Raw genomic sequence first — 13,112 nt, forward strand, 5'->3', positions numbered from 1 at the left:
CCATTACCTCACCAACTAGCTAATCCGACCTAGGCTCATCTGATAGCGCAAGGCCCGAAGGTCCCCTGCTTTCTCCCGTAGGACGTATGCGGTATTAGCGTCCGTTTCCGAACGTTATCCCCCACTACCAGGCAGATTCCTAGGTATTACTCACCCGTCCGCCGCTCTCAAGAGAAGCAAGCTTCTCTCTACCGCTCGACTTGCATGTGTTAGGCCTGCCGCCAGCGTTCAATCTGAGCCATGATCAAACTCTTCAGTTCAAACATCTTTGGGTTTTTAAGAAACCCTAAACTTGGCTCAGCAATCGTTGGTTACATCTTTGATTTCTCGCGGAGTAACTTGTGATGCTGATAATCTTGTTGACTATCAGTCTGACTCCACAAGCACCCACACGAATTGCTTGATTCAGTTGTTAAAGAGCGGTTGGTTTAGCTTTCGCTGAACCGAGGCGCGCATTCTACAGCGTTACAAGCTGCTGTCAACACCTAATTTCCTGCTTCGATGACTTGAAGCTGACACTGCAAAACAATCCAACTCATTGATATTCAAGGAGTTTTCCGTTTCAACTGCGCCGGAAGTGGGACGAATTATAGGCCGCTAAAAATCCTAGTCAAGGGCTAATTGAGTAAAACTATCAATTAACTCCAAATACCCCTAATTACACCTATATAGAGGGGTGCTGACGCACCCCTCTATATAGCTACAGCACGCCAGACCGACGCAAACCCTCTACCACTACCGCGTCCAACCCCAGCACTTGCTCCAGAACTTGCTGAGTATGCTCACCCAACAAAGGAGGCGCATTGCGATACTCCACTGGCGTTTCGGACAGCCGAATAGGGCTCGCTACCTGCGGCACAAGCCCCGCCAACGCATGCGGTAGCTGCATCGCCAATCCGCGGGCACGCACCTGAGGGTCAGCAAATACCTGAGCCAGGTCATTGATCGGCCCACAGGGAACACCAACCGCCTCCAACTGCGCCACCCACTCAGCCGTGGTCTTGAAAACAGTTAACTGCCTGATAAGCGGCACCAACTCCGCCCGATTAGCAACACGCAGCTTGTTGGTAGCAAAGCGCGGATCCCCACCCAGCTCGGGCCGACCAGCCACTTCAGTAAATTTACGGAACTGACTGTCATTCCCTACCGTAAGAATGAAGTCGCCATCTGCCGTCGGAAAGTCCTGATAAGGCACGATATTCGGATGCGCATTGCCCAGGCGCTGCGGCGCTACGCCCGTAGTCAAATAGTTCATCGCCTGATTCGCCAGGCAAGCCACCTGCACATCCAGCAGCGCCATATCTATATGCTGCCCGCCACCATCATGCTGACGATGAGCAAGGGCGGCCAGAATCGCCACTGTCGAGTAAAGCCCGGTCAAGATATCTGTCAGCGCAACCCCAACCTTTACCGGCCCCGCCCCCTCATCACCTTCAGGCCGCCCCGTCAGACTCATCAGACCGCCAAGGCCCTGAACCATAAAGTCATAACCTGCCCGCTTGGCATAGGGACCGGTCTGACCGAATCCCGTAATCGAGCAATAGATCAAGTCAGGATTCAAAGCCTTTAGTGACGCATAGTCCAGACCATACGCCTCCAGCCCCCCAACTTTGAAATTCTCGATCAGAATGTCCGACTTGGCCGCCAGATCACGAACCAGCCGCTGCCCTTCAGGCTTGGTGAAATCAATAGTGACCGACTGCTTGTTGCGGTTTGCAGACAAGTAATAGGCAGCCTCCCCCGTACTTTCTCCATAAGCATCCTTGAGAAAGGGCGGCCCCCAGGCGCGAGTGTCGTCACCATTGCCAGGGCGCTCCACCTTGATAACTTCGGCCCCAAGGTCCGCCAGTATTTGCCCGGCCCACGGCCCCGCCAGCACCCGAGACAAATCCAACACCCGCAAATGCGATAAAGCACCCATGAGCCGAGCTCCTGTTAATAGAACGCCTGAAGGCCGGTCTGCGCACGCCCAAGAATCAAGGCATGCACGTCATGAGTGCCTTCATAGGTATTCACAACCTCCAGGTTGACCAGATGACGCGCAACCCCGAACTCATCCGAGATACCGTTACCACCCAGCATGTCGCGAGCCATACGCGCAATATCCAACGACTTGCCGCATGAGTTGCGCTTCATGATCGAAGTGATCTCAACAGCCGCAGTACCTTCATCCTTCATCCGCCCCAGACGCAGGCAACCCTGCAGGGCCAGCGTAATCTCGGTCTGCATATCAGCCAGCTTTTTCTGGATCAATTGGGTCGCCGCCAAAGGCCGGCCAAATTGATGACGATCCAGCGTGTACTGACGCGCCGCATGCCAGCAAAACTCAGCAGCCCCCAGCGCCCCCCAGGAAATCCCGTAGCGAGCCGAATTCAGACAGGTAAAAGGACCTTTCAGACCGCGCACATCCGGGAAGATGTTTTCTTGGGGGACAAACACGTTATCCATCACGATTTCGCCAGTAATGGACGCACGCAAGCCAACCTTGCCGTGAATCGCGGGCGTAGTCAGACCCTTCCAGCCTTTTTCCAGAACAAAGCCACGAATGTCGCCTTCATCATCTTTCGCCCACACCACAAACACATCGGCGATAGGACTGTTGGTGATCCACATCTTGCTGCCCGTCAGGCTATAGCCACCATCAACCGAGCGAGCACGGGTAATCATCGCGCCCGGGTCAGAGCCGTGGTTAGGCTCCGTCAGACCGAAGCAGCCAATCCATTCGCCAGATGCCAGCTTGGGCAGGTATTTTTGCTTCTGCGCCTCGGTACCGAACTCATTGATTGGCACCATCACTAAAGAAGACTGCACGCTCATCATCGAGCGGTAGCCCGAATCGACCCGCTCCACTTCGCGAGCTATCAGGCCGTAGCTGACGTAATTGAGACCGCTACCGCCGTACTGCTCAGGAATCATCGCACCCAGCAAACCGGTTTCGCCCATTTCACGGAAGATCGCAGGGTCAGTCTTCTCATTACGGAAAGCATCAAGAATACGTGGCGCCAACTTGTCCCGAGCAAACTGCTCAGCACTGTCGCGCACCATGCGCTCTTCTTCAGTGAGCTGCTGATCCAGCAACAGTGGATCAATCCAGTTGAAGCTTGCTTTACCCGCCATGAGAGAACCCTCGCGTAATAGATAAAATGTCGTGAGCCGATCCTAGGCTCCTTCTATATAGAAGGACAAACGAGGATTCAGCACCATCCTGTGATAATTTCTCACTCCGTAGCTCTATAAATAGCCTTTTCTGACTTCGTTTAGTGAGGAAGCCGTACATGCGCCGCAAGATCCCTAGCACAACAGCCCTGATCAGCTTCGAAGCGGCCGCACGCCATGAAAGCTTTACCAAGGCAGCACATGAGCTTTCCCTCACTCAAGGGGCTATTTGCCGACAGATTGCCAGCCTGGAAGAGTTCCTGAGTGTAGAGCTCTTCCGACGCTCTAAACGTGGCGTAAAACTGACCGAAGCAGGCCTTTCTTACAGCAGACGCATAGCAACCCAGTTGGATGCCGTGGAACGGGACACGCTGTCCGTCATGGGCCAACAGGGTGCCAACGTCATCGAGCTGGCTGTGGTGCCCACTTTCGGGACGCAATGGCTACTCCCTCGGCTCAAGGACTTTCAGCACCAGCATCCGGACGTCACGGTAAACCTGACCAACCGCACTCGCCCCTTTCTGTTTGCCGATACCGACTTTGATGCTGCCATCTACTTCGGAGATGCCGACTGGTCCGGAACATCGTCCTACCGCCTGATGGGTGAAAACCCGGTCCCCGTGTGCAGCCCCACATTATTGGGGGAACAGCAAAGCCTCACCCCGCAAGCGCTCTGCGAACTCCCCCTGCTGCAACAAACCACACGCCCCTACGCCTGGCGCCAATGGTTCAACGCGCAGGACATGAACGTACCTCGCGACATGACCGGGCCACGCTATGAACTGTTCTCGATGCTGGCCCAAGCCGCCATGCATGAAATGGGCGTCGCCCTTATCCCCCCCTTTCTGATTCAGCGAGAACTGGCCGAAAAACGCCTGGTGATTGCCAACAAGAGCACCCTGCTCAGCACCAAGGCTTACTACCTGATGATCCCCGAACGCAAAATCGAATCAGCTTCATTGCAGGCCTTTCGAGACTGGCTAGTCAATCAGGCCGCCACTTACAGCCTGATTTGAAAAACCGCATGGTCCAAACAAACTATGTAGTGATGCATAAAAACACACTACATATGTACGTAAATGTCGCGTTTAAACACTCTGTACTTTGGTCTAACTGGACAAACCTGCAAGCCAGTAACCACGCGGCCTGCAGGGTATTTCTCAAAGTTATGCAGCGATAACCAAAAGAAATGTGAAAAAAACTCAAAAAACACTCAAATCCTCTGAAAGCCTCGTATTTAAAGGCATGCAGCCGATCATTGCGACATTCGGTCACTGCATGACTTGTAGTTAAAATCCCGTCGCCCTCCATAAGTCCTTGAAGGGTAAAAAAATTGCCAGCAGAATGCCCCGCCCCACCCATACTTTGGTGGGATCGTGCTGATCGGCCGCCCCAGTCGCACCATCCGTAGTGCGCTGGCTTTCTTATAAAAGATCACGCAGGAGATATGACGTGCACATTGGTGTTCCTCTCGAGACCCATACGGGTGAAACCCGGGTTGCTGCAACCCCGGAAACCATCAAGAAGCTGATCGGCCAAGGCCATAAAGTGACTGTTCAAAGCGGCGCAGGTATCAATGCCAGCGTTATCGACAGTGCTTATGAAGCCGCCGGCGCAACTATTGGCAACGCTACAGATGCTTTCGGCGCAGAGCTGATTCTCAAGGTTGTCGCCCCAAGTGACAGCGAACTGGCCCTGATCAAGACCGGCACCGTGCTCATTGGCATGCTCAACCCGTTCAGCAATGAAACCATTGCCAAACTGGCCGAGCGCGGGATCACCGCTTTCTCTCTCGAAGCCGCTCCCCGAACCTCTCGTGCGCAAAGTCTTGATGTACTGTCATCCCAGGCCAACATCGCCGGCTATAAAGCCGTCTTGGTCGCCGCCCACCACTATCCGCGCTTTATGCCAATGCTCATGACCGCCGCCGGGACCGTTAAGGCCGCTCGCGTACTGATTCTGGGCGCAGGCGTGGCTGGCTTGCAGGCGATCGCCACGGCCAAACGCCTGGGCGCAGTGATCGAGGCATCCGATGTACGACCAGCCGTTAAAGAGCAGATCGAATCGCTGGGCGCCAAGTTCGTCGACGTACCTTACGAGACCGACGAAGAACGTGAGTGCGCCATTGGCGTAGGCGGCTATGCACGCCCAATGCCTGCCAGCTGGATGCAACGCCAGGCACAGGCTGTTCACGAACGCGCCAAGCAGGCTGACATCGTGATCACCACCGCCTTGATCCCGGGCCGTAAAGCTCCGGTACTGCTCAGCGCTGAAACCGTGGCCCAGATGAAACCCGGCTCGGTGGTCATCGATCTGGCTGCAGCCCAAGGGGGCAATTGCCCGCTGACCGTCGCCGACCAAGTAGTGGTTGAGCACGGTGTCACCATCGTCGGTCACACCAACCTTGCCGCAATGGTTGCTGCAGACGCCTCGGCGCTCTACGCCCGCAATCTGCTGGACTTCCTCAAGCTGGTCTTCACCCCCGAAGGACAGTTCCAGATCAACCTTGAAGACGACATCGTCGCCGCGTGCCTGATGTGCCGCGACGGTCAAGTCGTGCGCAAAAACGGCTGAGGATAAAAATAATGGAAGAGTTCATCTCCCCCGGTATCTACAACCTGATCATCTTCGTGCTGGCCATCTATGTGGGCTATCACGTGGTATGGAACGTGACACCTGCACTGCACACACCCTTGATGGCCGTCACCAATGCCATTTCAGCCATTGTGATTGTGGGCGCCATGCTCGCTGCCGCACTGACTGTTACCCCGCTGGGCAAAACCATGGGCACCCTGGCGGTCGCGCTGGCTGCCGTAAACGTATTCGGTGGATTTTTGGTCACCCGGCGCATGCTGGAAATGTTCAAGAAGAAAGCACCTAAAGCCAAAGAAGAGGTGCGCAAGCCATGAGCATGAACCTGGTCACTGTTCTGTATCTGGTTGCATCAATCTGCTTTATTCAGGCGCTCAAGGGCCTGTCGCACCCCACCACCTCACGTCGCGGCAACCTGTTCGGCATGCTCGGCATGGGCCTGGCGATCATTACCACGGTTGGCCTGATCTACAAGCTGGGCGCAGAGATCGCGACGGCTGGCATCGGCTACGTGATTGTCGGCCTGCTGGTCGGTGGTACTGCTGGCTCAATCATGGCTAAACGCGTCGAAATGACCAAAATGCCTGAGCTGGTCGCTTTCATGCACAGCATGATCGGCCTCGCGGCGGTATTCATTGCAATCGCAGCCGTGGTCGAACCGCAGTCCCTGGGTATCGTCAAACACCTGGGCGACTCTATTCCTGCAGGCAACCGTCTGGAACTGTTCCTGGGTGCGGCCATTGGTGCAATCACCTTCTCCGGTTCGGTGATCGCCTTCGGCAAACTCTCTGGCAAGTACAAGTTCCGCCTGTTTCAGGGCGCACCGGTACAGTTCAGCGGCCAACACAAGCTGAACCTGGTACTGGGCCTGGCCACGCTGGCACTGGGCATCACCTTTATGCTGACCGGCAACCTCAACGCTTTCGCGCTGATGCTGGCCCTGGCGTTTGTGCTGGGCGTGCTGATCATCATCCCGATTGGCGGCGCCGATATGCCTGTCGTGGTATCGATGCTTAATAGCTACTCAGGTTGGGCAGCAGCCGGTATCGGCTTCTCACTGAACAACTCGATGCTGATCATTGCCGGCTCGCTGGTAGGCTCTTCGGGTGCGATCCTGTCGTACATCATGTGCAAGGCGATGAACCGTTCGTTCTTCAACGTGATCCTCGGTGGTTTTGGTGGCGCAACAGACGCTGGCGGCCCAGCTGGCACGCAAGAGGCCCGTCCGGTCAAATCCGGCTCGGCTGACGATGCCACCTTCCTGCTGATGAACGCCGACACCGTGATCATCGTTCCAGGCTACGGCCTGGCTGTTGCCCGGGCACAACACGCGCTCAAGGAACTGACCGAAAAACTGACCCATCGCGGCGTCACCGTAAAGTACGCCATTCACCCGGTTGCAGGCCGTATGCCTGGCCATATGAACGTATTGCTGGCCGAGGCCGAAGTGCCTTACGACCAGGTGTTCGAGATGGAAGACATCAACTCCGAGTTTGGCCAGGCTGACGTAGTGCTCGTCCTGGGCGCCAACGACGTGGTCAACCCGGCGGCCAAGAACGATCCAAAATCGCCGATCGCTGGCATGCCGATCCTCGAAGCCTATAAAGCCAAAACCGTCATCGTTAACAAACGCTCAATGGCCAGTGGCTATGCGGGCCTGGATAACGAACTGTTTTATCTGGATAAAACCATGATGGTCTTCGGCGACGCCAAGAAGGTTATTGAAGATATGGTTAAAGCTGTCGAGTAACATCTGGTATCAACGCAATATCGAAAACCCCGGCGCTGTCATGGCCGGGGTTTTTCTTTTTCCAAGGAACCCGACCAAAGGCTCTAAATCGGCCGCTGGCATTCGACCATGGTAGCGGGACGAAAGGCTCTGAAAATGAATAGACTGCGCCTCTTGCTTCCGTTGCCCGAGATAACAATCCATGTACCGTGAACGTATTCGCCTGAACTCCCTGCACGATAAGGTCATGAGCGCCGAAGAAGCCGCCGCCCTTATCCAAGACGGCATGACCGTCGGCATGAGCGGTTTTACCCGTGCCGGTGAAGCCAAAGCCGTCCCTCAGGCCCTGGCTGAGCGTGCCAAAAAGTCGCCCCTGAAAATCACCCTGATGACCGGCGCAAGCCTGGGCAACGACCTTGACAAGCAATTGACCGAAGCCGGTGTACTGGCACGTCGCATGCCATTCCAGGTGGACAGCACTTTGCGCAAGGCAATCAACGCCGGCGAAGTGATGTTTATCGATCAGCATTTGTCCGAGACCGTAGAGCAACTGCGCAACAATCAGCTCAAGCTGCCAGACATCGCAGTGATCGAAGCTGTAGCCATTACCGAGCAAGGCCATATCGTTCCAACGACTTCAGTGGGCAACTCCGCCAGCTTCGCGATTTTCGCCAAACAGGTGATCGTCGAGATCAACATGGCGCACAACCCGAATCTGGAAGGCCTGCACGACATCTATATCCCGACTTACCGCCCGACGCGCACGCCGATCCCGCTGGTGAAGGTCGACGATCGCATCGGCAGCACCGCGATCCCGATCCCGGCAGAAAAAATCGTCGCCATCGTGATCACCAACAAACCTGATTCGCCGTCCACCGTGTCCGAGCCTGACAGCGAAACCGACGGTATCGCCTTCCACCTGATCAACTTCCTCAAGCAGGAAGTCGAAGCTGGCCGGATGACCAACAAGCTCGGCCCACTGCAAGCAGGTATCGGCAACATCGCAAACGCGGTGATGTGCGGCTTGATCGACTCGCCGTTCGAAGACCTGACCATGTACTCCGAAGTCCTGCAGGATTCGACCTTCGACCTGATCGACGCCGGCAAGATGAGCTTCGCTTCGGGCAGCTCGATCACATTGTCGGAGCGTCGCAACTCGGACGTGTTCGGCAATCTGGAGCGCTACAAGGACAAACTGGTGTTGCGCCCGCAAGAGATCTCCAACCACCCTGAAGTGGTTCGTCGTCTGGGCATCATCGGCATCAACACCGCGCTGGAGTTCGACATCTACGGCAACGTCAACTCCACTCACGTCTGCGGCACGCGGATGATGAACGGTATCGGCGGCTCGGGCGACTTCGCCCGTAACGCACACCTGGCGATTTTCGTGACCAAGTCGATTGCCAAGGCAGGCGCGATCTCCAGCGTTGTGCCAATGGTCAGCCACGTCGACCACACCGAGCACGACGTCGATATCCTGGTGACCGAGCAGGGCCTGGCCGATCTGCGTGGCCTCGCGCCGCGTGAGCGCGCACGCGTCATCATCGACAACTGTGTTCACCCGGACTTCCGTGAAGCCCTGAATGACTACTTCACCAAGGCCTGCGCGATTGGCGGCCACACGCCGCACATCCTGCGTGAAGCCCTGAGCTGGCATATCAACCTGGAAGAAACCGGGAAAATGCTGCCGTAACCCGCGAGCTAGAGAGCCGCTGACGTAAACACGTTTTTGTCAGCGGCTTTTTTATGCCCTTAATTTCAAAAACTGTACTGCTGTACTGGTCATTTCCCGCCTTCAACACACTCTTTCACGGCCACTTTTGCCAATTTCGCACCACTTAGGTGCGGACAGGTACAGTTACGCGTATTTGTGCCCGTACAGCGTGCATAAACAGTTAACTGGCCCATTGCAATACAGGTGAACTGTATCTAGAGACACTGGACAAAGAGGAGGATCATTGGCATCAGTTAAACCACTAGCCAATGCCGCCATAAGCGGAAGGATGACACCATGGAACGTACACTCAGTTCCGAACTGTTCAGCGAAAGCAACTCTGTAAACACCCAGGCTTCCATGCCTCTGCGCGTTCTTGCCAACCTGATGTTGTGGCAGCGCCGCATCTCCAGCCGCCATCAATTGGCTCGACTGGACTCGCGTCTTCTGGCTGATGCCGGTATTAGCGAAGCACAGCGTTACGAAGAGCTGAGCAAGCCGTTCTGGCGCTAACTTGCGCTCGCTGGCCCTGACCACCGGTCCACCGCCAGCAACCTGAATTGAAAAAACAGAACCCGTCGCGGATTACCGCTGACGGGTTTTGTCGTTTATGGACCACGGTTTTAAGCCTTGGCATAAAGACAGGTACAGTTTTAAATAAGCAAAAAAAAACAGGTACAGTTATCAAAATGCCTGATCTAGAGCACTTCACCTACAGTACCCACCAAAACGTCCTATGCCTGACGCAGGCCTGAGCCTACTATTCGGTCCATAAGCGTCTATTTTCATACGTTCATATTCAGGAGTCTCACCATGTCCACACTTCGCCTACTCAGCGCGGCGGCACTGCTGGCCGTTGCAGCCAGCGCCAACGCCACAAGCTTCATCGTCACGACCGATGGCATTGTGGGCACCCTCAAGGCAACGTCCGATCTGACATCGGATGCCACAGGCTCGTTTCGTGACAACAAAATCGTACGCGCAGCCCGTGATGATGCTGCCAGCTTCGTTGCCAGCGAAGGCACCATTCGCGGGGTAAAACTCGAAAGCGCGTTCGAAGCCATTCGCCAGCAAGCCCCGCAATTGCAGGCCACCGATGCACAGCTGGCCCAGGCCATTCTGACGATCTGAATGTAAATGACACCATAACGGGTCAGCTCTTTTGCTCGCGATGCAGGCGGCGCGTTCATTCAGTTGAACCGCGTCGACACCATCGCGAGCAAGCCCGCTCCCACAAAGACACCCCCCGCGCTGGCCCTGCCCAGACCATTACGCTAGCCTTGGCTCTCATTCAAACAGCCTCGAGACCCATGCGTTTTTCCTTATTAGCTCTTCTTGCACTCAGCTGGACTCAATCAGCCAACGCCTTCGACATGACCACCCAGAATGTGGTGCTCAGTGGTTACGTCACCAGTAAAGTGACGTCCGCGCCTTTTGATCACAAACTGATACGTGCCGCCCAGGATGATGCCGCCGTCTTTATTGCCAGTGATGGCCAGACAAGAGGAGCGCAGCTGGAGTCTGCCTTGCGCTATCTGCGCCAGAACACGCCAAAATTGAGTGCCAGCGACCTTGAACTGGCACAGACAATTCTCGTCCAATAAATACCCGCTTTTCCTGGAGATACTTCATGCGCAGCCCTTTAATTGTCGCCACCCTTGGCTTTTTGCTACTCGCCGATGTAGCGCAGGCACAAACCGTTGTGCAGACCAGCAACATCATCGTGCGCGCCTTTGGTCGCACCATCGATTTCACGTCCGACACCACGACCTCCATCCGCGACTCTAAAGTCGTGCGTGAAGCCCACGACGACGCGGCTACCTTTGTCGCCAGCCAGGGCGATATCCGGGGCGTGCAACTGGAAGCGGCTTTCAGCACCCTGCGTGACCGCGTGCCTGAAGCCCGCAACGCCAGTGACCAGGATCTCGCCGAAGCCATCCTCGCACTGTGAGGTCGCTAACGCGCTGGCTCGCAGCCTGTGGCCTGCTGCTGATCACCAGCAGCGCCCAGGCCGCGCTGCATCTGCAACTCAAGACCGAAGGCCTGAGCCCGGCCGAGCAACAGGCCAGCCAGGCCTTGCTGGATGAGGCCATGCAGAGCCTGCCACCGCGTTTTATCGAGCAATTGGATCGGCAGATTCTGGTGGGCTGGACGGATGACATGCCCAGCAACGCCTACGGCCAGGCATCGCTGACCTCCGAGCTGGACCTCAATCGCACGCTCCTGGCAGGGCTGACCGATGGTTCGGCTGCCACCCAGCAGACCAACCGCCCCCACGGCACCGTGCGCCGTGAAATGCTCGCCACCGTCTTGCATGAACTCACCCACCTCTACGATCGCGCCCGACTCTGGCCCGCAGCCGAGCGCACGCTGATCCGGCGCTGCACCCGACAAAACAGCAACGCGGGCCTGATTGGCCTGCCTGATCAATGTCGCGGGCAGACCGAGCGCCGTTTCACCCTCAGTGATGATCCGCGCCTGCTCGACCTGGCCGGCTGGCAGCAATACGTGGGCCGCCGTGGCGAGCGCGAACAAGAAAACCACCAGGTCGTGCGCAGCCCCGATCTCTACGAAATCAGCAGCCCCAAGGAGTTTGTCGCGGTCAACATGGAGTACTTCCTCCTCGACCCGGCCTATGCCTGTCGCCGACCGGCGCTGTATCGCTACTACAAAGAACATTTCGGCTGGGCACCCGCCGCCAGGGACGAGTGCCCCAAAGGCTTTGCCTTCCTCAATGCCGGCAACGATTTCGCCAAGACCCCGCTGGGTACCGTAGACCCGGAGCGGGTGTACGCGGTCGACTACCTGCTGGCCGAAGCCAATCAGGAATGGGCCAGCCGCTGGGGTCACAGCATGCTCCGTCTGGTGATCTGCGCCCCAGGTCGACCACGCGGCCCGGACTGCCGACTCGACTTGCAAGAACACCTGGTGTTGTCCTACCGGGCGTTCGTCAATGACGTACAGCTCTCAAGTTGGGACGGCCTGACCGGTGCCTACCCTTCGCGCCTGTTCGTATTACCGCTGGCTCAAGTGATCGACGAATACACCAAGACCGAACTGCGCAGCCTGGCTTCCGTACCGCTCAAACTGAGCCGTCCGGAAATCGAGGAAGTGGTTGAGCACGCGGCCGAGATGCACTGGAGCTATGACGGCGACTACTACTTCATCTCCAACAACTGCGCGGTCGAGACCCTGAAACTGCTGCGCAGCGGCAGCAACAATGCCCAGCTCAAGGGCCTGGACAGCATTGTGCCCAACGGTTTGCTTGAAGTACTCAAAACCCGGGGGCTGGCGGATACCAGCGTGCTGGACGATCCCAAGGAAGCGCTGCGCCTGGGTTATCGCTTTGACTCCTACCGTGATCGCTACCAGGCGATGTTCGATGTACTCAAGACCCGCTTGCCGATCAAACAAGCCACCGTCGAAGACTGGTTGGCCCTGAACGCGGACGAGCGCCGCCCATGGATCGCGCAAGCCGACTTGCGCGCCAGCGCAGCCTTGTTGCTACTGGAGCAAGCCGGCTTTCGCCGACAACTGCTGCTGGCTCAGGATGAGGTCAAACAAAAGTACCTGGGCGCACGCGGGCTCAAGGATGGCGGCATGGACAAGGCCAACAAGACCCTGCAGGAAATTCTCGCCAGCAGCGGCTTTCTCAGCCGCCCGGCCGAGTTGCTCGGCAGCAATGGCTACGGCCTGCCCCAAACCAGGGAGTGGGAAATGCTCGAGTCCGAAAGCAGTCAGCGCCAGCAGCAACTGCTGCGCCTGACCACTGACCTGGACAAGGAAGTGCGCAGCCTGCTGGAGCCTTCCCGCGCAGCTGAAATTGCAGCGACTGAAGCCAACGTCAAACAGATTGGCGAACACCTGCGGGCGATCCACAAGGCATCGGGCGGGTTGCAGCTGCCCTGATCCACAAGGGCA

General features: G+C 56.7%; 12 protein-coding genes and 1 rRNA gene. 10 read left to right on the plus strand and 3 right to left on the minus strand.

All coding sequences use genetic code 11. From position 1 onward, the window contains the following. From AC19YQ_RS15340 to AC19YQ_RS15350, 3 genes are all read right to left on the minus strand, one after another. A 16S ribosomal RNA gene (locus AC19YQ_RS15340) occupies positions 1-260 on the minus strand; the annotation flags it as partial. Positions 261-700: 440 nt separating this feature from the next. Then, positions 701-1,921, minus strand: coding sequence for a CaiB/BaiF CoA transferase family protein (locus tag AC19YQ_RS15345; RefSeq protein ID WP_500595441.1), 1,221 nt, complete (start codon positions 1,919-1,921; stop codon positions 701-703). A 14-nt stretch (positions 1,922-1,935) separates the two neighbouring features. Then, entirely contained in the window at positions 1,936-3,117 is a 1,182-nt protein-coding gene (locus AC19YQ_RS15350; protein ID WP_500595442.1) for an acyl-CoA dehydrogenase, read from the minus strand. 158 nt (positions 3,118-3,275) lie between these two features. Here AC19YQ_RS15350 and AC19YQ_RS15355 point away from each other — a divergent pair, with 158 nt between their 5' ends. From AC19YQ_RS15355 to AC19YQ_RS15400, 10 genes are all read left to right on the plus strand, one after another. Beyond that, on the plus strand, positions 3,276-4,172 hold the full coding sequence (locus AC19YQ_RS15355; protein WP_500595443.1) for a LysR family transcriptional regulator: 897 nt from the start codon (positions 3,276-3,278) through the stop codon (positions 4,170-4,172). A 436-nt stretch (positions 4,173-4,608) separates the two neighbouring features. Next, complete coding sequence (locus AC19YQ_RS15360; protein ID WP_133074889.1) at positions 4,609-5,730, plus strand: Re/Si-specific NAD(P)(+) transhydrogenase subunit alpha; 1,122 nt, start codon at positions 4,609-4,611, stop codon at positions 5,728-5,730. A gap of 11 nt (positions 5,731-5,741) precedes the next feature. Beyond that, entirely contained in the window at positions 5,742-6,065 is a 324-nt protein-coding gene (locus AC19YQ_RS15365) for an NAD(P) transhydrogenase subunit alpha part 2 (RefSeq protein ID WP_019826992.1), read from the plus strand. Further along, positions 6,062-7,498 (plus strand): NAD(P)(+) transhydrogenase (Re/Si-specific) subunit beta, encoded by a 1,437-nt coding sequence (locus tag AC19YQ_RS15370; RefSeq protein ID WP_500595444.1) that lies wholly within the window; start codon positions 6,062-6,064, stop codon positions 7,496-7,498. The genes AC19YQ_RS15365 and AC19YQ_RS15370 overlap by 4 nt, the downstream gene beginning before the upstream one ends. Positions 7,499-7,679: 181 nt before the next feature. After that, positions 7,680-9,170, plus strand: coding sequence for a succinyl-CoA:acetate CoA-transferase ScpC (gene scpC, locus AC19YQ_RS15375; RefSeq protein ID WP_133074891.1), 1,491 nt, complete (start codon positions 7,680-7,682; stop codon positions 9,168-9,170). Positions 9,171-9,488: 318 nt separating this feature from the next. Next, positions 9,489-9,704 (plus strand): DUF1127 domain-containing protein, encoded by a 216-nt coding sequence (locus AC19YQ_RS15380; protein WP_019826986.1) that lies wholly within the window; start codon positions 9,489-9,491, stop codon positions 9,702-9,704. A 300-nt stretch (positions 9,705-10,004) separates the two neighbouring features. Further along, positions 10,005-10,322, plus strand: coding sequence for a DUF2388 domain-containing protein (locus AC19YQ_RS15385; protein ID WP_133074892.1), 318 nt, complete (start codon positions 10,005-10,007; stop codon positions 10,320-10,322). A 179-nt stretch (positions 10,323-10,501) separates the two neighbouring features. Further along, entirely contained in the window at positions 10,502-10,795 is a 294-nt protein-coding gene (locus AC19YQ_RS15390; RefSeq protein ID WP_133074893.1) for a DUF2388 domain-containing protein, read from the plus strand. A 26-nt stretch (positions 10,796-10,821) separates the two neighbouring features. Beyond that, on the plus strand, positions 10,822-11,142 hold the full coding sequence (locus tag AC19YQ_RS15395; protein WP_133074894.1) for a DUF2388 domain-containing protein: 321 nt from the start codon (positions 10,822-10,824) through the stop codon (positions 11,140-11,142). Next, positions 11,139-13,100, plus strand: coding sequence for a DUF7844 domain-containing protein (locus AC19YQ_RS15400; RefSeq protein WP_500595445.1), 1,962 nt, complete (start codon positions 11,139-11,141; stop codon positions 13,098-13,100). The genes AC19YQ_RS15395 and AC19YQ_RS15400 overlap by 4 nt, the downstream gene beginning before the upstream one ends. The last annotated feature ends 12 nt before the right edge of the window (positions 13,101-13,112 follow it).

The organism is Pseudomonas sp. MF06569 (assembly GCF_059862735.1).

What these genes read in the sequence shown, in the direction of transcription:
- AC19YQ_RS15350 (WP_500595442.1), bottom strand. Translation starts at nt 3,117, where the DNA reads ATGGCGGGTAAAGCAAGCTTCAACTGGATTGATCCACTGTTGCTGGAT.
- AC19YQ_RS15385 (WP_133074892.1), top strand. Translation starts at nt 10,005, where the DNA reads ATGTCCACACTTCGCCTACTCAGCGCGGCGGCACTGCTGGCCGTTGCA.
- AC19YQ_RS15390 (WP_133074893.1), top strand. Translation starts at nt 10,502, where the DNA reads ATGCGTTTTTCCTTATTAGCTCTTCTTGCACTCAGCTGGACTCAATCA.
- AC19YQ_RS15365 (WP_019826992.1), top strand. Translation starts at nt 5,742, where the DNA reads ATGGAAGAGTTCATCTCCCCCGGTATCTACAACCTGATCATCTTCGTG.
- AC19YQ_RS15380 (WP_019826986.1), top strand. Translation starts at nt 9,489, where the DNA reads ATGGAACGTACACTCAGTTCCGAACTGTTCAGCGAAAGCAACTCTGTA.
- AC19YQ_RS15355 (WP_500595443.1), top strand. Translation starts at nt 3,276, where the DNA reads ATGCGCCGCAAGATCCCTAGCACAACAGCCCTGATCAGCTTCGAAGCG.
- AC19YQ_RS15345 (WP_500595441.1), bottom strand. Translation starts at nt 1,921, where the DNA reads ATGGGTGCTTTATCGCATTTGCGGGTGTTGGATTTGTCTCGGGTGCTG.
- AC19YQ_RS15370 (WP_500595444.1), top strand. Translation starts at nt 6,062, where the DNA reads ATGAGCATGAACCTGGTCACTGTTCTGTATCTGGTTGCATCAATCTGC.
- AC19YQ_RS15395 (WP_133074894.1), top strand. Translation starts at nt 10,822, where the DNA reads ATGCGCAGCCCTTTAATTGTCGCCACCCTTGGCTTTTTGCTACTCGCC.
- scpC (WP_133074891.1), top strand. Translation starts at nt 7,680, where the DNA reads ATGTACCGTGAACGTATTCGCCTGAACTCCCTGCACGATAAGGTCATG.